This is a genomic window from Aquimarina aggregata (assembly GCF_001632745.1).
Classification (GTDB): Bacteria; Bacteroidota; Bacteroidia; order Flavobacteriales; family Flavobacteriaceae; genus Aquimarina; species Aquimarina aggregata.
Genome location: NZ_LQRT01000024.1, coordinates 176134 through 203059, shown reverse-complemented (window position 1 = coordinate 203059; position 26926 = coordinate 176134). Strand labels below are relative to the sequence as shown.

16 protein-coding genes are annotated in these 26926 nt (G+C 32.0%); 3 read left to right on the top strand and 13 right to left on the bottom strand.

Annotated elements, in window-relative coordinates:
* Positions 1-53 precede the first annotated feature (53 nt).
* The 3 genes from AWE51_RS16090 to AWE51_RS16080 all read right to left on the bottom strand — a co-directional run bounded on the left by AWE51_RS16090 (position 54) and on the right by AWE51_RS16080 (position 3844).
* Positions 54-1769 (bottom strand): family 16 glycoside hydrolase, encoded by a 1716-nt coding sequence (locus AWE51_RS16090; protein ID WP_066315337.1) that lies wholly within the window; start codon positions 1767-1769, stop codon positions 54-56.
* A 231-nt stretch (positions 1770-2000) separates the two neighbouring features.
* Positions 2001-2543 (bottom strand): hypothetical protein, encoded by a 543-nt coding sequence (locus AWE51_RS16085; protein ID WP_066315331.1) that lies wholly within the window; start codon positions 2541-2543, stop codon positions 2001-2003.
* Between the two features lie 272 nt (positions 2544-2815).
* Positions 2816-3844 (bottom strand): DUF6252 family protein, encoded by a 1029-nt coding sequence (locus tag AWE51_RS16080; RefSeq protein ID WP_066315329.1) that lies wholly within the window; start codon positions 3842-3844, stop codon positions 2816-2818.
* Between the two features lie 364 nt (positions 3845-4208).
* Between AWE51_RS16080 and AWE51_RS16075 the strand changes: the two genes are divergently transcribed.
* On the top strand, positions 4209-7421 hold the full coding sequence (locus tag AWE51_RS16075; protein ID WP_066315326.1) for a ligand-binding sensor domain-containing protein: 3213 nt from the start codon (positions 4209-4211) through the stop codon (positions 7419-7421).
* A gap of 215 nt (positions 7422-7636) precedes the next feature.
* Positions 7637-8362 carry a LytR/AlgR family response regulator transcription factor gene (locus AWE51_RS16070; protein ID WP_066315325.1) on the top strand — a complete coding sequence of 242 codons (726 nt, stop codon included), beginning with the start codon at positions 7637-7639 and terminating at the stop codon, positions 8360-8362.
* 732 nt (positions 8363-9094) lie between these two features.
* Here the strand turns inward: AWE51_RS16070 and AWE51_RS16065 are convergent.
* The 8 genes from AWE51_RS16065 to AWE51_RS16030 form a co-directional block, all read right to left on the bottom strand.
* Complete coding sequence (locus AWE51_RS16065; protein WP_066315323.1) at positions 9095-10663, bottom strand: hypothetical protein; 1569 nt, start codon at positions 10661-10663, stop codon at positions 9095-9097.
* Between the two features lie 226 nt (positions 10664-10889).
* On the bottom strand, positions 10890-11489 hold the full coding sequence (locus tag AWE51_RS16060; protein ID WP_066315321.1) for a hypothetical protein: 600 nt from the start codon (positions 11487-11489) through the stop codon (positions 10890-10892).
* Positions 11490-11500: 11 nt separating this feature from the next.
* Positions 11501-13897: a TonB-dependent receptor gene (locus tag AWE51_RS16055; RefSeq protein WP_066315318.1), complete on the bottom strand. Its 2397-nt coding sequence runs from the start codon at positions 13895-13897 to the stop codon at positions 11501-11503.
* Positions 13898-13981: 84 nt separating this feature from the next.
* Positions 13982-14266 carry a hypothetical protein gene (locus AWE51_RS16050; protein WP_118504378.1) on the bottom strand — a complete coding sequence of 95 codons (285 nt, stop codon included), beginning with the start codon at positions 14264-14266 and terminating at the stop codon, positions 13982-13984.
* 57 nt (positions 14267-14323) lie between these two features.
* A complete protein-coding gene (locus tag AWE51_RS16045; protein WP_066315314.1) occupies positions 14324-15169 on the bottom strand; it encodes an alpha/beta hydrolase family protein in 846 nt (281 codons plus the stop codon).
* 4 nt (positions 15170-15173) lie between these two features.
* On the bottom strand, positions 15174-17909 hold the full coding sequence (locus AWE51_RS16040; protein WP_066315313.1) for a PD-(D/E)XK nuclease family protein: 2736 nt from the start codon (positions 17907-17909) through the stop codon (positions 15174-15176).
* A gap of 131 nt (positions 17910-18040) precedes the next feature.
* Positions 18041-19453, bottom strand: coding sequence for an OmpA family protein (locus AWE51_RS16035; protein WP_066315310.1), 1413 nt, complete (start codon positions 19451-19453; stop codon positions 18041-18043).
* A gap of 285 nt (positions 19454-19738) precedes the next feature.
* Positions 19739-22891 (bottom strand): UvrD-helicase domain-containing protein, encoded by a 3153-nt coding sequence (locus tag AWE51_RS16030; protein ID WP_066315308.1) that lies wholly within the window; start codon positions 22889-22891, stop codon positions 19739-19741.
* A gap of 188 nt (positions 22892-23079) precedes the next feature.
* Between AWE51_RS16030 and AWE51_RS16025 the strand changes: the two genes are divergently transcribed.
* Positions 23080-23688, top strand: a complete 609-nt coding sequence (locus AWE51_RS16025; protein ID WP_066315306.1) for a superoxide dismutase — start codon at positions 23080-23082, stop codon at positions 23686-23688.
* Between the two features lie 275 nt (positions 23689-23963).
* On the opposite strand, the gene AWE51_RS16020 is transcribed toward AWE51_RS16025, so the two are convergent.
* Both AWE51_RS16020 and AWE51_RS16015 read right to left on the bottom strand, forming a co-directional pair.
* Positions 23964-25862, bottom strand: coding sequence for an amidophosphoribosyltransferase (locus AWE51_RS16020; RefSeq protein WP_066315305.1), 1899 nt, complete (start codon positions 25860-25862; stop codon positions 23964-23966).
* Positions 25863-25938: 76 nt separating this feature from the next.
* Complete coding sequence (locus tag AWE51_RS16015) at positions 25939-26868, bottom strand: PfkB family carbohydrate kinase (RefSeq protein ID WP_066315304.1); 930 nt, start codon at positions 26866-26868, stop codon at positions 25939-25941.
* Positions 26869-26926 lie beyond the last annotated feature (58 nt).

The window sequence follows — 26926 nt, the reverse complement described above, 5'->3', positions numbered from 1 at the left end:
TCTGATTCAGAATTGATAAAGGCAAGATGATCATCATATAATATTATTCTACACTAGTCAACCATAAACTTGGTACTTTTCGTATTACCATTTGCGTCTATGGTTTGTAGTATATATATTCCTGACACAAAATTTTGATTTACTAATAAATGACTCGTAGGTTTTTGCTCTCCAAAGGTTTTTTTGTACACATTTTGACCCGTCATATTGTAAATTATTAGATCTGATATTTTTTGTCCGTTAAAATGAACCGTAAATGATCCATTATTAGCGGCTTGGGTAACCAGAATATTACTGTGATTTGATTTATTTATAGTCAGTTTATTATCAGACTTTTTACTATTGGAAACAGGAATCAATTCCCATTCTATAGCTACTCCGTCTCCTATTAAGTTATTTGTATTTATTACTTTTTCATTACCAACCACTGCTGTTAAATATCCTCTTGCTTCATCTTTGCATAAAAACTGGTAAGTGTTATAACCAACTTTGATCGCTTTCCACTCTCTTCGAGGAGCTGGAGTCATAAGCAATTCTTCTGCCTCATAAGATATACTATTATGTAGTGAAGATGCTGCCATCAAAGGCCCTCGGTCATTCTTATCATTATCTATAAAAAAATACCCAGGGGTAGAAGGGATCAAGTTCCAGTGCGTATCATTATCATTTGCTTCATTATTTCCTTGTTTTACCACTGTATTTGGATCTGCATCCAAGTACTTTTTAGTTTTTACGTTAATGAAATGATAGGTGCCAGATATATCTTTTTCAAGTCCTATTTCAAAGTTATGAGAGGCATTACATCCATTGATTCCAGCAAAAGTAGCTGTGTAGATTCCCAATTGATCTTCTTGAACATTTGGAATAGTAATACACCTTCCTACATCACTAAAATTATTAGGTCCTGTCCAGGTCCAAGTTCCTTCACTCTGGGTAATCGCACATAATACTACATAGCCTCCAATTTCAATTTCAGCATAATCATCTTCTCTACTTATATTATTAGTAATACCATGTTTGTCATATACTATAGGACTAATAGAACAACGCTCTGTATTCTCTATTTCTTCAATATAAATGTTTCTAAAAGCTAGATTTTTTAATTCAGATTGCAATGTTATAAATCCAGATGTTACAGCTTTTCCATTTTTAAAAACGTTCCCTTGATTAATCAAAAATCCGTTTAGATATACAGAAATAAGGTCTTCTTCACATCGTATGGTCATTGTATTCCATTCTTTATGAAAATACTCTATGGTACCTTTAGGGTCACTACGTCTTGGTAGTTGTTCATGTCTTATTCTTCCATTTCCATATTTACCTTTATTAAGATAGCCAGGCCTAGCTTTTATATCCATTCCTTTTCTAAGAAGATCTCCTGCTTCTCCTTTTTTAAGCTGTACTTCTATAGAATTTGGAAATCCACCGTTATCTTGAGCAAAATTATTTTCTCCATGAATCCAGATACCACTGTTACCATCTCTATCACCACTTCCTGGTGTTAACCATTTATATTCTAATGTTAATTCATAATTACTGTAAGGTTTTGCTGTGCGCATACCACTTTGGCGGTCATACCATGTGCCTCCTATAGCATGTAGTTCTCCGTTAGGTTGGATTTTCCAAAATTCGTCACGGTTTCCTTTTCCGTCTTTAAAACCAAAATCCCAACCCTCAAAGGTTCCTTTCCATAATTGTTCTTGAGCCGTTGCACTAGTTAAACTCAATAGTGCTGTTATTACGTAAATTATAAAGTATTTGTTTTTCATTTTATACTATTTTGATAATCTATAGAACTTCTATTATTAAAATTCTAGTGGTTGTGGTTTTAATTAGTATTGTCTGTTTTTATTTGTATTGTTATACTGGGGCGGTTTATTAAATGCATTCTAAGCATTTTACATATTTGCTAAGTATATATAAACGATTATGATAAGGCTTTTAGAAAGTAACTTTCTAAAAGCCTTTGTTTTTGATCTGGAGGCAAAAAAAAGCGTTTTCTAGTTCTGTTTTGTTAATTCTAAAACAATCTCGCCTTTGAACGTAAGTTTAGGTTCATCTTCATCTTCGAAGACATTCATTATTGATAAGTAAGAATTAAGATCGGCTACAAGGCTTATCTTGTCTTTAGATATTTTGTTGATAACAAAAGTTAGCGTATTGTTATTGAAACTTATAGTTAACTCATTCCCTTCTTTTGACCATCTCCCAGGAGGTATAACTACTTCAATATCTTCTACAAATTCCTCATTCCCAGCAGCTCTTAATCTTAGATCATAAAAACCAGTTTGAGTTAAAATATTTGGTTCAATAAAATCAATCAGGAGACCATAATATTCTCCGATCATTTCAAAATCTGCTATTAAAGAAATATCCTCTGGTGATATTTTTCCGTTTTCTGTTTTTAAACTAGTTAGCTTCCAAATACCGTCGAGCGCCAAAGTATCTGACAAATCAGGTGAACTATCATCATCATTACTGCATGAAATTAATAGCGTTGAAGCAACGGTGACTAGAAATAATAAGTAAAGTTGTTTAATCATTTTTTTGAAGTTTTTATATATCTTTTGAATTACTGTCGGGCAAAGATGAAGCGTGTTTTAGTATCCTCAAAAAATAGGATTCGATTGGTTTTATAATAGGAATAAGTGGTTTCTAAGTATATAGACAAACAAGTTAATTTTCATAAAACAAAGAGAATCAATTTGATACCTTTTAAAGTATCAAATCTCCTTTATTTACTACATGCGGTATTACTGGTCATTTTATAAGCATTAACCATACTCGCTGGTTACGATTGTTCTGTCTTATGCTTTTATTTTACTTTTTCTTTCAACTTTTTAGATTTTTGTAGTATTTCTGTCCCCTTTTCGGTAAATTTTGATTTGGCAACTTTTTTCTTTTGTGGATCAAGCCACCTTACTAGCTTATCTTTATAAAAATAATATCGATTCTCATTTATTTTAGAAACCTTTGAACCTTCCATATGCATTGGCTTATCATAGTAATGTTCATGTGTGAAAACAAAAAATAATTGATCGTCCCACAAATAGTATTCTTCTATTAGCTTACCCATTTCGCCGTAGTAAGTCGTTATCATTTTCCTTAATTCAGTGTTTTTAAAATAACCCTCAAGCTCGCCACCTTCTGTACTTTCTTCCATTACGTCTTTTTTGACTTTTGTATAAGAATTAATATTATAGTTAATAGCACCAAATTTTTCTCTGATATCAGAAATTAGTTCTTCTTCAGTTTTACTTTTTTCTTGATCTTGAATCTCTGTAATGTGAAATGATTTACTTTCCTTCGATTGGTGTTCTATTTTAGGATCTTGCGGGTCTTGAGTATGGGACGGTTTGTCTTCCATTAGCCCAAGTTTCTTATTAAAAAATTCTAAATCCGGAATTTCATTAAAGATTCCGTCTTTAATAACTATTTGCTCATGATCATCATTAATAGCAGTAAACTGAAACGTTCCTGAAATTCTGGAGTTACTATACTTTGTAATTTTAATAGTAAATGAACCTTGTCTTCCAAAACCTAAAGCCCCATTAGTGGCACTATATTGTTTACCATTAACAGAACAGTCAACTGTGATTATTTTTCTTGTATTCATATCATACGTTGTGGGAAAGGTCGTTGGGATTGGAAAAAAGAAAGATACAAACTCATCATCTCCATTTGATAAAGCAAGAACTCCTTTATTAAAAGAGTTAGCCTTGGTAAATTCCTTTTCAACAGAACCAATTTTACAAGTACCTTTACCTAGAAATATCTTATTACATGAAACTAACAATGTTGAAGCCATCATAATTGCAAATAACAAGTGAAATTTTTTACTCATTTTTTATTGTTTTATAAATTATTGATTTAAGATTCGGTAAAGATGAAACGTGTTTTAGTATCCTCAAAAAATACGAATCGACTGGTCTTAGAATAGGAATAAGCGGTTTTATAAAGTTTTTTCAGACATATTAATAAACTATGTCAAACTGAAGTACGCTAAGAGAACTAGATGTATCTGTTTCAATAACTTTGACTTCCTTTTTTAGCTTTAACTGGTACAACTGGTTGTTTTTTTGGTATGAGTGATTTTAAAGAAATTTTTAAGATAATTTTTAGAGTTTATACTTTTGATTATTTCAAAATTGAAATACTATTGCAGCCTTAAAAATCAGCTTTGTACAGGTACCACTTATTCTTAGAGAATGCAAAAAAATAAAATTTATCATCTATTAATTAGTGTACTTCTTAGCAGTATAATTAATTGCGGATACGCTCAAGAAGACCCCTCATCTTACATACATTTAACTACTAACGATGGACTTTCTCAAGGCTATATATCTAGTATTATTCAAGATAAAAAAGGGTTTATGTGGTTCGGAACCAAAGATGGACTTAATCGATATGATGGATACGAATTTAAAATCTATAATTATTATTACGATAATCCCTGTAGTATACAAAATAATGTTATTACTGCTATTTATGAAGATACTACCGGCGTACTATGGATAGGAACTTTAAACGGGTTATATAGTTTTGACCCATTTACAGAGTGCTTTCAATTTTTTGAAAATGAACATCTAAACGCGCAACATATAATAAGGACAATCTACTCCAATACCAAAGGAATTGTTTGGATAGGAACATCTAAAGGAGAACTACTTAAATTCAACCTTAATACAAATAAAACCGAAAGATATACGATTAATGATGATAAAGCTATATCTCGTATAAAAAGTAATAAATCCGAAAATCGTTTATACATTGAAGCTTTAAAAGATGAGGATACTAGTATTTATATTTTCGATATTCAAAAACAACAATTTATAACCTCTTATAATACAGTTATAAACAATATTGGATATAGTCATCAAATGATTCAGGAAAATAATTATGGTGAACTATTATTATACAGAAGTAGGCATGATAACAAATCCTTAGAGCAAATAAATCTTGCGACTAAAGAAACTTGTGTTTTTTATAAACCAAACTGGTCAACACAAAAAAACTATAAAAGGAACGACTATTTATATCATAGTGGGATCATGATCCAGGACAAAAGTGGTCTCATATGGCAATCTACTAATTACGGATTAGAAGTTTTTAACCCTAAAAATGGTACGTTTAGCTTTTACCCTATAAAAGGAACTCAAAACTCAATTAAAACCATTTGGGTAGATCAATCAGGAATTGTTTGGTTAGGCACAATGGGATACGGAGTATTCATGCTAGCTCCCGCTATTAATACCATTGAAACCTATAAAAGAGATGAAAATAATCAAAACAGCTTAGGTTTTTCTAGTATTCGTTCAATCTATGAGGATATGGATAAAAACATCTGGATAGGTGGGTACGGCGGGCTTGATCTTATCGATATCCAAAATGGTAAATTACAACATTATGCCGATGACTTTACAACGTATTCTAAAATGGTTGGTATGGATGTCTATGAAATCTATAATGATCCAAATATATCAAAAGACATATTTTGGATTAGTATACATGATAAAGGTCTATTCTTACTAGATAAATATCAAAAAAAATTTACCCGATACCCTAAATATCTCTATGGTAACTGCAATTTTATTTTTGATATAGTTCCTGAGAGCAAAGACAAATTATGGATTGGAACCTCTAATGGGTTATACATTGTGGACATAACCAATAAATCCTCTAAAATTTTTAGAACAGATCCACAAAACCCTTACAGTATCCCTTCAAACAAAATAAATACAATATACAAGGATCGAAAAGGTGTTTTTTGGGTAGGAACCGAAGGCCATGGATTTGCTAAGTTTGATAAACATACAGAAAAATTTATACGATATAAAGAACGACCTGATAAGAAAAACGGAATCAATTCATACTTTATCCATTCTTTTTATGAAGATAAAAAAGGAAACTTTTGGATTGCAACGAATGGGGGTGGGCTAAATCTTTTTGATAGAGATAAAGAATCGTTTAAACATTATACCGTTAAGGATGGTTTACCAAATAATGTTGTATATGGAATATTAGAAGATAAGCGTGGAAATCTATGGCTAAGCACTAATAAAGGCCTATCTATGTTCAATCCAGTACAAGAAACCTTTGTTAATTATGATAAGAGTAATGGTTTACAAGGCAATGAATTTAATGCCAATGCTTATTTTAAAAACAAAGAAGGAAAAATGTTTTTTGGGGGTACAAATGGAGTAAATGCTTTTCAGCCTGAAGAAATAAAAAAAAACACCTTTATTCCTCAGGTAGCCTTAACCAGGTTTAAAAAGTTTAATAAAGAAATTCCCTTACATCAAGCATTTTCATCTAATGGAATCTTAGAATTATCACATGAAGATACGGTAATATCGTTTGATTTTTCTGCCTTGAGCTTTTACAATCATTACCTTAATCAGTATGCCTATAAGCTAGAGGGGCTGCATGAAGATTGGATTAATCTAGGTACTAAAAACACCATCACGCTTACTAACCTATCTGCGAAAAACTACACCCTTCGTATCAAAGCTTCTAACAATCATGGAGTATGGAATGAAGAAGGAATCACTATTTCTATTCTCGTAAAACCACCTTTTTGGGCAACTCCATGGTTTCTAGCAACACTACTATTATTAGTCCTTACCTCTTTATATGTAATGTATTCATTTCGCATTAGGTATGTCCAACAACAAAAAAGACAACTAGAGGCCGTGGTTAATAAAAGAACCGATGAACTTAAGATCCTTAATAAAACAAAAGATCGTTTTTTTGCCATTATAGCACATGATCTAAGAAGCCCACTTATTTCGTTTCAAGAAGTTCCCTACTTAATAGACCACTTTATTAAAAATAAAGAACTAGATAAAATAGAAGAATTATCTCATAAAATTAGAGGTTCTTCGATTAAATTAAACAATCTACTAGACAACCTCTTGAAATGGGCAATGGCGCAACAAAATATGATTACCATTAACCCTCAAAAAATAAATTTATATACGCTAGTTTCTGAATGCCTTGATCAATATGATGAAAGTATTAAAAAAAATAGGATTCAAGTTCTCTTTTTAATCGACAAGAGTACAAACATATATGCGGATTATAATACGACAACTAGTATTGTAAGAAACTTATTAAGCAATGCCATAAAGTATACAGAAGAAAAAGGTCTGATAGAATTAAAAGCGACGTGCACAGGTGATAAAACTATTAAGTTTACTGTTCAAGATAATGGAATTGGTATGGATAAAGATGCTTTAGAAAAACTTTTTGACATAGGATATAAAAAAAGTAATTACGGTGTTAGGGGAGAAGAAGGTAGTGGTTTGGGCTTAATACTTTGCAAAGAATTTATAAAACTAAACAACTTAAAACTAGAGGTAGAAAGTTCTTTGAATATCGGATCACAATTTCATGTAACTTTTCCTAGTGCTCAAGATTAGTTTCTAGAAACCTAGTAACTATCTCTTTGACAAACCCCTAATACTCTTTTGTTATGACAAAACATCAGATTTCTTTTTATAAAGGAATGGTATTTGCTATTAATAACATAAACGTCTTAAAACCTAATCAAATTTTCTTTTATGTTGCATAAAGAAAAATAGCTATACTACGTTTTGAAAGTAAACTTTAATTATTGAAATATTAAATTTGTATTGTGAGAGTACTTATTGTTGAGGACGATGTCATTTATGTAAATGCATTAGAAGTCCTATTAACTGAAATGAAAATTAGTTCATTAAACAGCACAGGGGATTCTGAAGAAGCTTTTCGTTTAATAAAAGCTGTTAAACCAAATTTAATCCTGTTGGATATTAATCTAAAAGGAAAACGAAGCGGAATAGAAATAGCTGAATATGTTCGTGAAAATAATCTTCCTATTATTATTATGTATCTAACTTCATCAATTGATGAAGCTACGTTTAACAAAGCAAAAGAAACATTTCCCTATTCTTATATTACTAAACCTCTGGATAAAGAAAATTTCAAAAGAACCTTTGCGTTAGCTTGCCAGCATAAAAAAGATAATTTCAGTTATAAAACTTTTAAGCATTCAGACTCTCAAATAGAGCAAGACTATATTATTGTAAAAACGGATAAAGTATTACAAAAAATAAACATTTCTGATATCTGTTTAATCAACGTCGAAGGAAAATACTGTTCAATACTCATTTCTAAAGAAGAAATAAGAATAAAGCTTTCTCTAAAAGAGTTAATTGATAAAATCAATTCTTCAGAATTCATGAAAGTTAATAGGTCTTGTGTGGTGAATATAAAAAAGATTGAAAGTTTTGATTTAAAAAAAGAGGTAGTGTATATTGGTGAAAATAGGATTCCTATTAGCAGGAGAAATAAGTCAAAATTGATGCAGGTACTACTCTAAAAAACAACCCCCGGGTAACTACTCCCAGGGGTCTAAATTGAAACTTAATTGTATTTAACACAAACTCAACTTATACTAATTATGATAGTTTCAATTGTACTATTTATATGGTTAGGTTTTACGCCACGAATATAAGCGGTATCCCTTAAATATTTTAACATTTAATCTATGATAATTCACATTTAACAATGCCATAATATCTTGATAAAACGATTGCTATTAACGCATTGAAAATCAATTTTCACTATTCTTTTTAAAATAATTAAGCCTCTTTTATTAATATATTCTCAGTCCTTTTTTGGCCAAAAACTAAATAGACTTAATACATTGTTCTTAACTCATCAAAATTTATACCAAGTATTCATAAAGATGTGTTATAATTATAACAACTTTGATGCAAAATACCCCATCTTAAAGTTGTTAAAACTTTCATAGAAATTGATAATAAAACCCCAATTTTAATTGCTATTTATTTTTGTAAAAACAATAGCGTATATATTCCAATTAAAAGACGTCAAAAAGACTAAAAGGTTGCGTAATTAAGACATATTTAACAGCATATGCATCAAGCAAATGACTTTTAGTTTCTCAAAAAAATTAAATAACATAGTTTCTAAAAAATAAAAAACCCTTTGGTAACTACTCCAAAGGGTTTAAATTGAAACTTAATTGCATATAATACTACAAACTCAACTTATACAAATTATCATAGTTTCAATCAATTTTCTTTTATTATTGCACTCGTAAAGGCGCTAGATCTATTTCAAACCACCCGGTAGTATATCTTCTACCTACAGAATAGTTATTAGACGAGCTTTTCCTAACACAATCATCTGCAAAATCAGCGATGATAGCTCCTAGTCTATCATTTTCTGCAGTATATGTTTTTGTAATAGTTTGTGTTTTGGTCTCTTCTCGCGAAGCACCAAACTCTAATCCTATTTTTACTTTTTTACCAAATCCTATATCAAAACCAAAATTAGTTGCATATTTTACTGTTCTAGTATCTGTTGTGGTTATCGCCTCTGTTCTATCTACTTCTTCTATTTCGATTTTTATAGTAGATGCATACTGATCTAAATCCCATTTGATAAGAGGAAGATTAAGATTAACTCTTTTAGTTCTCAAGTGTCTTAAACGTAATGTATTATAATCTTCTCCTGAAGGTGTTGATCTTCTTATACGGAATAGATCTCGTGCCTGTACGGGAAAGTATGTTATAAACTCTGAACCAATACCATTTTTAGCATTGATAAGAGCCGTTACCTTAAATTCAAAAACGCCATCTGTCCAACTACCATAGGTTTGTGGATATCCTTGTACGTATTGTATCCCTATCCTAGGGTCACCCGTTTGATCTGCAATTTTGTTGTATGCGACTACGCCATTAGACCATCCTCCTCCTCCTTTTAGTCTAAAAGAAGTAATGTGTTCTTGAAAATCAAATAAAAATGGGCCTTTTGGACTTGTAGGAGACTGATTATAATATAAATGATCTCTTTGCCAACCTGCTTGGTTTTCGAAAAAATCAAAAGCAGCTATATGTTTTGGATCTACAGTGGATTTTGCCAAATCTTTTTCTGAAAAAGATTCATTTTCTTTATTTAGATTTCTATTGAAAGAATCATCTAAAAACCGAAAACTAATTCCATCATTGGTTTTTAGTATGTTTTTTTCACTGTTTTTAGTTGAAAATCCTTTAGAACTGGATTTCCCATCTAATATTACTCTTTCGTTTTCTTTTACTACAATAACCGGAAATAGAGGTATCTCGTGTGATGGTAAAACGAAGATTTCGCTATTGCTTTTTATAACAGGTACATCATTAGTTGATTTTACATTATACGCCACATGAGGTATTTGTGTAGTGGCATCCCAGATATCGGCAGAAAATGAGTCTTCTGGTAACTCAGGGATAAAAATCGTAAGAGTTGGTAATTCCTGTTCTATTTCTAATAATTTTTCTTCTCCTAAGTGATTTTCAAGTGTAGTTCTTAATGTTTTACCATCTAATAGCTGACGATCTTTTATCATGTGATAAAGAACATCATAATCATTATCGAACTTTTTTAGAGATTCTTCTTTTAAGAGCATTCTAAGTGACACGCTTTCATTTAAAGATTTAGCCAAGGCTTCTGCAAACACTTTCTTTAATATATCTTTTGACGTGTGGTTAATTTCATCAATACGTATTTGCGGTATTGTTTCTGCAGATTCTTCTGCAATTTCGGGTTCTTGGCACGACCACAGGCAAAGTGATGCGATCGAAATGGCAAAAAATGTTTTTTTAAAATAGGTCATAAGAGTAAAATTTATAAATTAATCAGTTAAAATTTATAGTTCAATCTTTAATAAAAAAAGCAATTTTTCTGTATTGAAGTGGTTCTGTTTTTTGATTTGCTATGGGGGATGATTCACAATGAATCAATCAAAAAACGTAAACCACACTATGTTTACAATTAAATTTTTATAATACTAGTATAGGTTAAAAGATCTCCCGTGTTGGTCCGGGAGATTTTTTTAAAATTTATTCTACGGATACATTAAACGTCCAGTCTATATCTGGGTCTCCTCCTGCATTCGTAATGTCTCCTCCAGAAACTCCGGCAGCATCTTTATTAGGCTCATGTCTTAAAACAAACCTTAACATACCATCGCCCGTATCAGCTGTCGTTGTCATTGTAAATGTTAATCCCACAGGATTTTCAGAAGTAAATTGTACTCCGTTTGCATTCTCATAATCAGATTCTTTATCCGTATAGGTAGTAGAAACCCCTAAATTTGTAGGTATATAAAAAAACTGGTGATCGTCTGCTTCTTCTTGAATCTCTTCATTAACATTTTCAGCAGGGTCTTCGGTTTCGTTTAGGATACTAATCGAACCCGTATATGTTGTGCTTGCTTTTAATGCACCACTTACTGTTCCTGTAGGTTCAGTTGGGCCATCTGCGCCATCTTCATCAAAAAAACGAAGGGTAACCGTATCTGTACCATCTGTAAGTGTTACTACCATTGTTGTAACAACTTCTTCTGGAGTAACTGGTGGTGGAGCGTCATCATCACTTGAGCAAGACGTTAGTATCAAGGCTGCTGCAAAAAACACGGTTAAAAATTTACTTAAGTTCATCATTTTAAAATTTAATAGTTAATTGATATTCGTAATAAAAAATTTCTACCTAAATCATCTGCATAATAGCGCTGACGATTTAGATAATTTCTGTATGTTGTATTGGCTAAATTGTTAATTGTAAATCCAAGGTTTAAAGAACTTTTATCTCCCATCTTAAATTTCATACCTGTATTGAAATTGAGTAAATGATAGGCAGAAGGTGGCGTATTTATCTCTAGTAAAACGTCTTGTCCACTATCGGGAGAAAACACCGTTATATTTGGTGGAAATTCATTTTGTCTAAAATGGTATTGGCTCTCTAAAGAAGCTGTAAAATCATACCACTCTGTTTTAGTAAATGTGATTTTATTATTAAAATTAGGAGCAGGCATGTTTATTAACGCTTGTTTATCATCTGTTTCCTGTCCTTTTACCAAGGAAAACTTATGATCAGTTATCCAGTTTGTGTGCCAATTTGCATATGCTCTGGCATCCACTCCTAATAATCTAACATTCGTTTGTCTATATTGCCAGACAGGAAAAGCACCTCTAATAGTTAACTCTGTACCTACTGGCTCTAAAAGAATATAATCTTGAATAAAATTAGCATATGGAGCCACTTCCCATCCCCATTTTTCATGACTATCTTTAAGGGATAAAGATATTTTATGAGAAGTTTCTTGATCGATTCTAAGATCTCCTAATTCGATCCTTGCCGCAGAATGATGCAAGCCATCACTAAATAATTCTGACGGATTAGGAGCTCGTTGGGATAAGGCATAATTAAAACGAAACTCATAGTCATCATTAAATATGTATTGAATCCCTGCTGTTCCTGAAACATTATGATAGTCAAAAACTGGATTTGTTAGAAACTGTGATCCAGCTACATTTCTATCAATAACAATATCTGAAAAATCTTGATCATAATTTCTTTCTTCCCATCGTGAGATCAAATAAAATTTCTGTGCATCAATTTGATTAAAATCATACCGAATTCCTGCATCCACAATTAAATCTTCCTTTAAATCATATGCTACGGTAAGAAATGCTCCTGCATCATATTTCTTGTAATCAGGAATAAGACGTCTCACTCCTGTAAGTGGGTTTGCAAAATTTTCTTGATATCTAAATAATGCTCCAGCGGTAAACTTATATTTTTCGCTAGAATCAAATTCAAAATCCGAGGTTATAGAATGAGTGGTTAATTCTAAATCTATACTTGGTATTTTATTACGTTCTTCGGTTCTTCTAATGTCAAATTCTAATCTGTTGTTGAGTTGGAAATCATATTGAGTAGTCCATTTACCGAGCTGTTCAAATCTTTTAAAATATTTTATTTTTCCCAAATGATGAGTCACCTCTTGTTTTGGATTTTCAATATCATAAGTAAAATCACGAATAATATCCGGCTCACCACTATTTATGGAAGCAATAAGTCTATCTACGTTACCTATATGAGATGATGCTAAAACGCCCAACTCATTAGCATAAAAAGAATAAAACACATCCCAACCATGGGTAAATTTATTTACTCCAAATGATGCAGAAAACCCTTTTTCAAAAATTGCGGTATTAGAAAGAACATAATCCGGAGCTTCTACATCCCCAAATCTTTTTAGAGTTCCTTGTACTTTTAGAAACATTCCGCTTTCATAAGCCTTTGTCAATTTCGAAGTTAAAGATCCACCTCTTCCATTTGTGCCTCCAGAAAGAACTGTTTTTCCGAATAGGGTATCTTTGGCTGGAGCTTTATTAGATTCCATAATAATTACACCTCCAATAGCATCTCCTCCATATTTTAATGCAGATGCGCCTTTGACCACTGTAATATTGTTAGCTACATTAATATCGACATTTGGAGCATGTTCGTCTCCCCACTCCATATCTTGCATTCTTACACCATTATTCATAATTAGTACTCTACTTCCGTTGAGACCTTGTATAATAGGTTTAACAATAGTTGATCCCGTGTTTAAAGAAGACACACCTGTTATCTCTTTTAGAGCATCTCCTAGAGAAGCATTGCTGTATCTCTCTATGATATTTTTATCAATTGTTTCCTCTTGAGACGATGATGTTTTTGTTTTACTTTCGTTTACATTTACCTCTTCCAACTCATTAAGATGATGTTCTAAGTAAAAATCTTTTGAAGATATTTTAGCTAGATCTAATGTTACTACCTGAGAGTTACAATCTTTATGAGATATGGTAAAAGCGTATGATATTCTGCATAAGCCATCTATACTATATGAACCTTTATTGTCGGTCATAATTGTGCGGTTATCAAATGTTATCGTTGCTCCTTCTAAGGGCACCCCATCATGAAAATCTATGACTCGACCAGATAGTATTTGACTACAGTCTTGTCCTGATAAGAGGTTAATCCCGAGAAGAAACACTAATAACCATGTGTGTCTTTTCATTCGTTAAATAAAATAATGGATATACTAATAGCATATATAATAGTGCTACTAGTTAATTGTCAATAAAAAAGTTGAAATAATAAATTAAGCTACAGGAGGAGCTTTATTTAGAAAGGAATGATTCTTATTTGTTTTAAAATATCGATTCTCGTATGTACTGCGAACCACATCTGCCGGAATAATCACAGCATCTGGAAGCATTACTATCTCTGCTGATATAAAATCATCATTATGATCCTGAGAAGCAAATTGACAAATAGTACAATCAACATCATTGGCATCATGGTCCAAAACATGAAGATCAGCCAACTGAATGAAACTGAAAATCATTAGGAAAATGGATGCTATGATGTGTCTACTTGACTTCATACTGACAAATAAACAAAAAAAAAAGAAAAACATTGTGTTTTCTTCAACACAAATCTGTTAAAGTATTGCAAATTGCATCGATTTTTCAACAATTTCTAGTAAATGGTGAGGTAGAATCTCTGTTTCCCAAGGATGTTTTGCTCCAAAAACGTGATTTGCGTCTTCTACAAGAAATAATTCACTTTTGTCGTTCCAGGAATGAATCTCTTTTGCTTCTTTAACACTTACAGTTGGGTCTTTTGTGCCATGAATTATTAAATGTGGTACCTTAATATTCTTTACAGCCTTTTTGATGGTAAGACGATTTTCATTATCAACAAAAGAGGTATAAAATTGAAAATAATGTGGCATTTGTTGTTTTGTTCTTCCATTTTCTACAAACATTACTCCATCTTCTTTCCATTGCTTTAGCGTTTCTCCTTTTGGAAATCTATTTTTATAATCACAAACACTAGCCCAAGTAATTAGCTTGTTAACCCTATGGTCTTCGGTGGCTTTAATTGTTGCAATGCCTCCCCCACGAGAATGTCCTATTAATGTAATTTTAGTACTATCAACTTCGTTCTTATGCTTAAAACTTGAAGCTGTTATCAAATCCAAAACGTTTTCTAGATCATCTAACTCTATGATAAATGTGTTATTACCGAATGCTTCTAAATCAGGAAAATCTATTGGCTGTTCTTTTGTTCCTCCGTTATGAGAAAAGTTAAACTTCACAAAAAAGAATCCAGCCTTAGCAAACATTTCTGCAACTAAATTCCAAGCTCCCCAATCTTTAAAACCTTTATAACCATGACAAAATATTACAATTGGTTTTCTTGTTTTATTTGAAACATAGGAAAAATCCATCATGATTGGTTTATTATGCTTTCCTTTAATGCTTAGGTTTTCATTCTTAATCATTGCTCTATACTTCTTTTTCGATAAATGGGATCTCGATATTAAAAATCTCAAGAATCAATTTTTTTAATTGGGAAAGGTATGCTTCAAAAGTCTCGTTTGTAATGTTATGATTAGGTTTACTTCTGATGCTTTCTTTTGTTCCAAACTTAAGATATCCCTCTTTAAGGTTTTTAAAAGAAATAATACCCGCTGTAAAGGCTTCAGAAATTGGGTTTTCATTATGTTGCATATACCCATAGGCTAAAACCTGCACGGCCTTACTATATTTATAATCTTCAGTAATTACTTCCCAATCCATTAATACTACATCATTTCTTGTTACTTTTCCAGTCTTATAGTCTATTACTCTTAATTGACCATCAAGTTCATCAATTCTATCTACTTTTCCTTTTATATATACTGGAAAATCTAACTCAGGAATTTGTACCTGTGTTTTTAAATTACTCTCTATAGCAATGATCTTTAATTTACCTCCTTCACTTACTACCTTCTCTTCAGATTTTAAAAAATTACGAATGTATTGTTTTGCTACTTCAAAAATTAGGAGATTTTTACCCTGAGTGATATCTAAGTCTGCATATTCTCGTTTAAATTCTGCCTGAAGCTCTGTATCTATAGCATCTCTCATTCTTTTTATTTCATCTATAGAAAGAAAACTATTTTCAAGGGGTTTATAAAACGTTTCTAAGGTATTATGAATTACTGTTCCTAAGGTATTGGCAGCAATGGTCTCTTCAACCTCATCTGTTTCACGAATCCCTAAAACATACTTGTAATAAAAGTCTATTGGGTTTCTTATGTATGAAGTTAGGGCAGATGGGGACAATCCATGCGCTGCTAGTTCTCTTAATTTTATTAAAACAGCATTGTTTTTTCCTACCTGATGTGATTGCGTATTAAACTTAGGAACATTAGACGAAACAGTATAATGTGTTACTGTATGTTTAGGTCTCTTATCAATATCCAATTGTAATAAAAATCGACTCTTTTCTCCTCCTCCTACACCTTCGTCTTCTGTATTATAGATCAAATACACATTCTTGGCACGTTGAATTAATCTATAAAAGTGATACGTATATATTGCATCCTTTTCTTTATACGTCGGAAGGTTATATGCTCTTTTTAAATCATAAGGAATAAAAGAATTTGTGCTTTTACCAGCAGGTAAAACTCCTTCATTTACAGAGCTTATAATTACGGTTTCAAAATCCAAACATCTAGACTCTAACATACCCATGAATTGTAAGCCTCTAAAAGGTTCCCCCGAAAAATCAAGAGTTTCAGACATTAAAATATCTTTATACAAGGTGTATAAAGCTCCGATAGTAGTAATATACTTGTATGTGTTGTATAATGTAAACAGTTTATTGAATATCAGATAAAATTGATAGATATACTCTAACTCTAAAGCATCTTTATCTTTATCTAGTTTTTCTTTAATTAATTGCACAATAGTTCTGCAATGTTCTAATGCTATAGCAACTCCATCCCAAGGTTTAAACAACAAATCAAGTATCTCTATCTCTTTACTTGAACATTGATCTTGTAAATTTCTAAGTGTTACATACACTATATTTTCTTTGGATATAGTATTTATTAATTGCTTAGCTGTATCTCCCAAAAGCCAATAAGCGGGACGGCTATTTAAAATTTCTAGAACCGACTTATAATATAGTCCCCTATGATTGTCATTTTTATGTAACTCAAATAATAGCTCAAAAAAGCTTGAAACCGGAATTTCCTTAAGTGGCAATCCCATAGTAATATTTACAGATTCAACCGTATTTGGCATTGCGTTTAATAACGGTTGCAATAAGCCTTCATCTGCTAATACCAATGCCGTTTTTTCTATATCTTGTTTTGGAATTTTTTTTAGTATCTGACCGATACACTTACCCTGTCCAACATTTTTAGGAACTCCTATAAGCTTTATATCTTTTTCTTCAGAAAAATTATTTTTAATCCATTTAAAAGTATTGTTTTTATAATATTCCCATTGTTCCTTATAACCTCTCAAAAATAAAGAGGCTTCGTGATACTTGTTTTCGACAAAAAAAGTATCCGCATCCCAATAGGCATCTCCCAGATTAGCTTCTAAAAGTGTTTGGAATATAATTTGTTCTGCATTGTTTAGCGCGTTAAAGCCTACTAAAATATGTTTCCTCTTTTCGGTTTTTACGTACTCTTTGATATCTTCGGAAGCTTTGCGATATAATAATCCCTGATATCCTATTTTCTTAGATAATAGTCTGTTTTTAAAGCTATCATAATAGTGCAACAGGCTTTCCCAAAACTGGATATAGTTTTGTACTAGCTCTGTCTTTTCTTTCTGTAAATACCAATGATTGATATCTTGTATGCTTGATAAATAAGCAAAAAAGCTCTTGTGATCTATGCAATATCTATCGATTTCATTAAAATCATAAATCAAGGTTTGAGCCCAAGTAGTAAAAGTTTCAAAATCTTCTTTTGGTAAATGTGTGTTAGTACTCAAATACGTTTCATAAAATTCGAATACTGTTTGTATAGTATCTATCTGTTGTAGTCCAGATAATTTGGTAATAAACTCTTCGATACTAAGAATTTCAGGAACAAGAATAGGTTGTTCTCTATAGATATCTAAAAGTTCTTTTTTAAGAAAAAGACCTGCTCTTTTACTGGGCACCAAAAAGATAAGGTTAGATATATCTTCGGTTGTGGTGTACAACTCTAATAATACTTCTTTTAGAAAACTTTTCAAGCGTTTACAATTTTGAATACCATACTTTCATTAGAAAGCTAAGTGATATTTTTGGGATTGTTAATTTTCTAAAAATAAAAAACGTCCCGAAATTATCGGGACGTTTTCATGATTTATTGTTAAGAGATTTCTTATTTCACTAAGTTGATCTCTACACGTCTGTTTTTAGCTCTACCAGCTCTAGTTTTATTACTAGCGATAGGCTTATCTTCTCCATATCCTATAGCTGATAATCTAAACTGATCGATACCATTTTCTGTAAGGTATGTTTTTACAGCGTTAGCTCTAGAATCAGATAATCTCTGATTGTTTGTAGCTCTACCTTGACTGTCTGTATGACCTTCGATAGTAAATTTAGCTGTAGGGTACTCTTTTAAGATAGCAATGATTTCAGCAAGTCTAGCATTTGACTGTTCTTTGATAGAAGATTTACCAGAGTCAAATAATACTTCAGCTGCGTACTCATTAAGTTTTTTCTGAACTTCTTCAGTTACTTCTGGGCAACCATTGTTAGCAACAGTACCAGCAACATCAGGACAGTTATCATCTTTATCTAATACTCCGTCACCATCTTTATCTTGGTAAGGACATCCGTTGTTAGCAACTGGACCAGCTTCGTTAGGACACTCATCTTTAGCGTCAGTGATTCCGTCACCATCAGCATCAGGACATCCGTTAAGATCTGCTAAACCAGCAACAGTAGGACACTCATCTTTAGGATCTGGTACACCGTCACCGTCTGTATCAGGACATCCATTAAATTCTGCAGTACCTGCAGTATCAGGACAGTCATCTTTAGCATCAGTGATTCCATCACCGTCTGTATCAGGACATCCATTGAATTCCTCTAAACCAGGAACGTCTGGACACTCATCATCTTTGTCATATACCCCATCACCATCTGTATCTTTACCTCCGAAAGCGAAAGTAAGACCAGCAGAATGTTGGAAATGTGTTGGAGGGTAGTTTAAGTTACCTCCTGCACCAGGAATATCGTAATCTTCGAATACGTGCTTGTAAGTAGTCTGCACATTGAACGCTAAGTTTTCAGTTAACCAAAGGTTAAAACCTAAAGAACCGTTTAATGTTCCTGCACCATTTTCGTCTACCCAAGTGTATCCACCACCTACACCTAAGTAAGGGTCAAACCAACCTGATTTTAATGCATTTTTAAAACTATAGCTAATTCTACCATCTGCAGCGTAGTATGATAAATCGTCTGCTGGAACATCAGTTCCGTCAGGAAGTTCTCCTGCGTTTTCGATTTTGTTAACTGACCCAGTTACTGTAAAAGTAAAACCATCTCCTATATACTTACCAACAGATAATGTGGAAACAGAAGGAAGGATATTCCAGTGGTCACTAGCATTAAAAAATTCGTCGAAAATTTCTCCCTGATTAATAAGGTCTCCCCCCGTAGGAAAGATGTCAACGGCATTAACGCCTATAGAAACCGCCCAAGGATTGTTTTCATCTTGTGCGTTCGCAGTACTAAAGCCTAGTACTAGTAACGAAGCCGCTAAAAATCTGCTAAGATGTTTCATATTCAATAATTTAATTTTTAAGTGTTAATTAGAGCAAATGTAATATGTTAAACATAACTGTCAAAGACAAATCTAATAAATCTTTCTTAATAGGCCAGTAAATATAACCACTTTGAGAAGTACTAATATTTTTTGTATTAGCTTATTATCCCCAAAAATGATGTCAATTTTAACTGATCTGAAGAAAAATTATCATAATTTTCTTCGCAATTACGATACAATTATAAGATAAAAATACCTTTTATCCTTAAATTTCTTTTAGTAATTATGAAAATAATCGTTTATTTATATGTATTTTAAAGTGACACTTTCATCGAAATAAATAAGAATTTTATTCTCTATTACATGTCCCATTTCTTGTAGAATATTTCCATATTCATTTATTTGATTGGCATGAGAATCACTGTAAATACCAGTCTTATAGTCTATTATGCTTGTTAGTCCTTCTTTGTCAATCGTAATTCTATCGGGTCGAAATAACCTGCCATTATAAATAATATCCCTTTCGTTATACACTTTATTTTCTGAAGAAAAGTATTTAAAAAGTTTCGGGTGTTTTACCACATTTTTTATCTCATCTTTGAGTACATCTTTCTCAAAAAAGGTGATTTCTCCCCTAACGAACTTATCTTCAATACTTCTGTTTATATCATCATATGTATAAATAGATGCCATTAACTCATGTATCAGGTTTCCTTTTTCTATAGCATCTTTTTGAGCAGTATCCCAGAGTTTTCCCGAATTTGTAACAATATTCACTTTATAAACTTTAGATACATCATCAAAACGCGATAATTTTATTGCTTTTGCTTTATGTTCTGTTTCAACTTCTGTTTCTTTTGGTTTTAGGGGGTTACCAAATTCATATTTTTTTTCATCCTTGATCCAATCTCCTTTTTCTTGTAAGTATTTGATTAGTTTTCCAGAAAATTTATTTGGGTTACTATCTCCTTTTTTACTTAACTCATATTTTGAAATTATATATAACTGCTCTTTGGCTCTAGTTAGAACTACATACAACAAATTAAAAGTATCTAACTCTAATTGTGCTTGGCGTTCCTGAATTGTTTTTTGAGCAAAACTACCATACTCTGATATATTCTTATTATAATCAATAAATACTTCTTCAAAACCTGAGTATACGTCCTTATCTACATTCAACCACGTTTTAGGTTCTATTTCTCTATATACATCTATATTGGCATACGGATAAATCACACAAGGAAACTCAAGTCCTTTAGCCTTGTGTATCGTCATAATTTTAATGGCTTCTTCGGTTTCGGGAGCCACAATACTTAATTTTTCTTTTTTATCATCCCAATAAGAAAGAAAACCTATTATCCCATCAGTTTGTTTTTGGGTAAATGCAAATACTACATCTAAAAAAAACTGTATATAAGCAGGACTAACATTAGCCAAATTAAAACTACTAACAATATACTCTACTGCATCATAAAGAGGTCTTAGTGCTAACTGATCAAAATCGAAGTTTATTCCTAATTGCTTTAACTCAAGTAAAAACAAGTCTTTTTTTGCAATCATCATTTTTTGTAAAAATGAATGTTTGTCCTGTATGTTTAATCGATCAATAAGAAAGTGCAAAACATTAGCCTTTGCCAAGAAATCTTCTGGGTATGTGAACCAGGAGAGTAAGTCTATAATAAAACCTACCTGAGGGTCATTATTAATTAGCAATGTTTCTGACGAAATAATAGACAATCCTTTTTCTGAAAGAAAATCAGCTAATACAGCACCTTCTTTTTGTTTTCGAACTATAATACATATATCATTTGCCCGATAACCTTTTTCTAATAGTTCGATTATCGATTCGAGTACTTTTTCTGGATATATCTCGTTTTCTTCTTCAGCATTGGCGGCATCGATAAAAGATATATTTACATAACCATCTTTTTTTGAGTTGACCTTTTGTTGATTTCCCTGAAGATATAATTGTCGGTGATTTTCATCACTAAATTCACCAGACAGAAAAGTAAAAAAGTTATTATTAAACTTTATAATTTCTTCATGACTTCTATAATTTCTAGGCAGATTAAGAACTTGTTTTTCTTGTACTGAAAACGGGTTTTTATCAAAAGAAAGGTCGATAAATTGTTCTGCTTTCCCTCCTCTCCATCTATAAATAGCCTGTTTTGCATCACCTACAATTGTAACCTGACCTCTTTTTCCAGATAGTGTTTCTGTCGAAACTGCATTATCTATTAATGGTATTAAGTTATTCCATTGCAATTCTGAAGTATCTTGGAATTCATCGATAAAATAATCTCGGTAGCGTTCTCCTAAACGTTCATAAATAAAAGGAGCCGGTTGATCTTTAATAGTATTACTGATAATTGTATTAAATTCTGAAATGAGTAGAATTCTTCTTTCTTTTTTTATCTTGATTAATTCCTGATTTATTGTATTTAATACAGAAAGAGGAGTGAGGTTTTTTATGATGTTTTTAAGAAGTTGTATTTGTACTAATTGTTGTTTAGTAGTTAAAAAAGTTTCCTCAATTTCTGGGCGAATTTTATCAATTAGGCTTTTTTTATCTTCTTCTAGTTTTGCTCCATAAAAAGTAGCATTCGTAATATCTTGTTTCCAAACTGGTTTAAAATCTACAGCGGTCTCTCCTGCTGCTAATTTTTGAAAGTGTTTTGGGATAGAGCCTCTTGTAAAATCTTCTGTAGCTAGTCCGTTTTCATTAATTGTGACCAACAAACTCTTAGACTCTGATACTACAGCTTTGCTTAGTTCTTTACTGTTATGGATTAACAATTTCTTAAAAGCTTCAAAATCTGCAATCTTCTTTTTAGAAAGTTTATTTAAATGTTCTCTATCATTTTCACTAAATAATAACCGGGCTACCTTATTTAGCTCTAAGGTAATATCCCAACTTTTATCTTCATCTAATTTACTTAATGCAAAATCGATAATAAGTTTGGTTAACTCTTTGTCCACTCCTATTTTTGAAACTACGCCAGCTACAGCTTCTTCGATCAAAGCGTCTGAATCCATTTCAATTTCAAAATTCATAGGAATCCCTAAATCGTACGCAAATGTTCTTAATACTCGATGCGTAAACGTATCTATAGTAACAATATCAAAGGCTGCATAATTATGTAGAATACTCTTTAGGGTTCGTTTGGCTTTTAACTTAAGTTTCTCTTTAGGTATTTTTGTCTCTAAAACTAATTCATCTAATAACCCTTGATATTTAATAGGAGTATCGGTACTGCTAATAGCTACGAGATTTTCTAAAACCCTAGTTTTCATCTCGGCAACCGCTTTATTTGTAAATGTAATAGCTAAAATATTCTTATAACTATCTCTAAATTCACCTTTAAGAACGGTAATCAAGTATGCCTTAACTAAGGTATATGTTTTTCCTGCTCCGGCAGCAGCGTTATATATGGTAAAAGGAATATTAGGATTCAATTTTTTTTACTAAAATACAAAATCAGGTATTCTGAAACCCTGAGATATTTATAAATCTATAAGTAATACGATTTTTTTTAGCAATATTCTGATTTAATCAATTTATAACAATTATAAATTTTTATTCACCACTCTAATTGTTAAATTTGAGGTCATTTGTATTTTTATTAATCAAAATAATAAATTTTATGTCATTCGAATTACCAAAATTAAACTACGCTTTTGATGCGTTAGAACCTCATATAGATGCTCGTACTATGGAAATCCATCATGACAAACATCATGCAGGATATACTAGTAAATTAAATGCAGCTACCGAAGGAACTGATCTTGAAGGCAAAACTATTGAAAACATACTTATTAATTTAGACATGAATAATACTGCTGTTAGAAATAATGGTGGCGGATATTATAATCACAACTTATTCTGGGAAGTAATGTCTCCTAATGGTGGAGGTAAGCCTTCTGGAGAGCTTGCAGATGCTATAAATGCAGCATATGAATCTTTTGATGCTTTTAAAGGCGCATTTGCTAGTGCTGCGGGTACGCGCTTTGGTTCAGGTTGGGCTTGGTTATGTGTTCATCCTGGGGGTAAAGTAGAAATTTGTTCTACGCCTAACCAGGATAATCCTTTAATGCCAGGTATTGGATGCGGAGGTACTCCTATCCTTGCTTTAGATGTTTGGGAGCATGCTTATTACTTAAATTATCAGAATCGTCGTCCTGATTACGTATCTGCATTTTTTAATGTTATTGATTGGAATGAAGTTTCAAGTAGATATGCACAAGGAAAATAGGTTTTTACTATTCTTTCTTTGTTAAAAGAAAAAAGAGTCACAATATTGTGACTCTTTTTTTTATATGTATAACTTACGAATTGTCATAAAATAAAAAAAGGTGGAAAGTCCACCTTTTTTTGCCCCAAATCTACCATGAACTTAACCTACTTATGCTATGGCTCTGCTAATATAAAGCGTTATTTCATTGTGAAAAAATGTTTTAGATGAAAGGTCAAAATAATTGTTGAACTACACAAATTAACCCTTTTTAACAACAAACTTTTTATGCTTTTTTAGTACGCTCTTTCGTTTTTACCTTCAAAGAAGTTAATAAATGCTTTATTTACGACTCTGTTTCCTCCAATTGTTGGGTAATCTCCTGTAAAATACCAATCTCCAAGGTTCTTAGGGCAGGCGCTATGCAGGTTCTCGACTGTTTGATAAATAATCTTTACATCTGCATTTACAGAATTGTCGCTTAATAATTCAGCTATTTTATCACTTATTTCTTGATCTGAATATCCACTATAAATTTCTTTTACGAAATTTTGCACTTCAGAATCTTCTAGGTTTTCTTGAGCTTTACATTTTTCGTAAACTTGCTCAACCAAGTCATAATTACCATCTTCTTTTAAAAGTTCTAGTGCCGCTTTAAAAGCAACTAACCCTTCTAATCTTGCCATATCAATTCCATAACAATCTGGATAACGAATTTGAGGAGCAGAAGAGACAATAACAATCTTTTTAGGATTCAATCTATCCATCATTTTGATAATACTTTTCTTTAGTGTTGTACCTCTCACAATACTATCATCAATAATTACCAAATTATCTTCTTGTTTTACAACTCCATAAGTAACATCATATACGTGAGCTACTAAATCATCTCTACTACTATCTTCTGTAATAAATGTTCGCAGTTTAGCATCTTTTATAGCAATTTTCTCTGTTCTCAGTCGATACGATAAAATTTCTGAAAGACGCTCATCTGTAAGTGTTTCTTTTTCAGAAAGAATAGTTTCATTCTTCTGTTTATTTAATTCATCTTGTGCCGCCTCTACCATACCATAAAAAGAAGTTTCGGCAGTATTCGGAATAAAAGAAAAAACTGTATTTACTGTATCATGATCAATTTCTTTAAGAACTTGAGGCATTAATAATCTACCTAATTTTTTTCTTTCTTCATAAATTTCTGCATCACTACCTCTTGAAAAATAAATTCTCTCAAAAGAACAAGCTTTTCTTTCTAAAGGTTCTATAATCCCTTTTATAGAGGTATTACCATCTTTCTTTACAATAATCGCTTTTCCGGGATCAAGTTCTTTAACATCATCAAAATCAACATTAAAAACTGTCTGGATAACTGGCCGTTCTGATGCTACTACTACTACCTCATCATCTTTATAATAATACGCTGGTCGTATTCCTGCTGGATCTCTAAGCACAAAAGCATCTCCATGTCCTAACATTCCTGCCATAGCATATCCACCATCCCAATCTCTTGATGATTTCTTAAGTATTTTAGCTACGTTTAATCGTTCAACAATCTGCGGAGATGCGTCAATTTTGTTAAAACCTTCTTTCTTTAATTTCTTATACAATTTAGCAACCTCTGAATCCAGAAAATGCCCTATTTTCTCCATTACAGTAACCGTGTCAACTTTATCCTTAGGATGTTGCCCAAGTCGCACGAGGTTGTCAAATAACACGTCGTTATTTGTCATGTTAAAATTACCTGCAACAATAAGATTACGATGCATCCAGTTATTCTGTCTTAAAAAAGGATGAACACTCTCAACACTATTTTTCCCGAAGGTACCGTAACGTACATGCCCTAATAACACCTCTCCTATATAAGGTATATTTTTTTTCTGAAGATCAACATCATCTGCGTACTCAGGATGATCAACTAATTCCTTATTAATTCTATCATTTATTTGCGAAAAAATATCCTGTATGGGCTGAGATTTACTAGAACGAACTCTACTTATATATCGTTCTCCTGGTGAAGTATCTAATTTAATACTTGCAAAACCTGCTCCATCTTGTCCTCGATTATGTTGTTTTTCCATCATTAAGTACATTTTATTAACTCCATAAAATGCACTGCCATATTTTTCTTTGTAATAAGACAATGGCTTTAATAATCGAATAAATGCTATACCGCATTCGTGTTTTAACGCATCACTCATTGTATTCCAGTATTCTAAGTTTGTGTTATAGTATAATTAAAAAAGCCCCAAAATCATTTCAGGGCTATATTTTCATTTATGACAATTCTATTTCAAATTGTGTTAATTGCTTAAACTGCTTAAGCCTTTTTTGAATTTCTTCTCGACTTAAATTTTCCATTCGCTCTGTTCCGAACTTCTCTACACAAAAAGAGGCTAAGTTTGAAGCATGAATAATCGCGTTTTTCATACTTTCAAAGGAAACATTACCCGTTTTGGCTAAATATCCTGCAAAGCCACCTGCAAAAGTGTCGCCTGCACCAGTTGGATCAAAAACCTCTTCTAATGGTAATGCGGGTGCAAAGAAAATTTCTTCTTCATGAAAAAGTAAGGCTCCATGTTCTCCTTTTTTAATCACCACATATTTTGGACCCATTTTTGAAATTACTCTCGCCGCTTTCACCAAAGAGTACTCACCACTTAATTGTCTTGCTTCTTCATCATTAATGGTAATAACATCTACTTTTGCAATAACTCTTTTAAGGTCTGCTAAAAAAGCGTCTTCCATCCAGAAGTTCATCGTATCCAATATAGCAAGTTTTGGTTTAGATACCATTTGCTCTAAGACACTTAACTGAACTAGTGGATTTAGATTTCCTAAAACTACAATTTCTGCGTCTTTATAATTATCAGGAACTACAGGACTAAAGTCTGCAAGAACATTAAGTTGTGTATCTAAGGTGTCTCTAGAATTTAGATCATTATGATATTTACCGCTCCAGAAAAATGTTTTCCCTCCTTGCACAATTTCTATAGCAGAAGTATCAATATCTTTTTTCTTTAACATTTCTAGATAATCTTTTGGAAAATCATCTCCAACTACAGATACAACTGCAGATGGAATATTAAAACTGGATGCAGAAAGCGCTATATAAGGCGCTGCTCCACCCAAAATTTTATCTGTTTTTCCAAATGGAGTTTCAATGGCATCAAAGGCAACAGAGCCTACAATAAGTAATTTCCTCATAAAATAGCGTAATAATTTTTTGCAAATATACGTTTTACTTTTCAAGCATATTAATGAA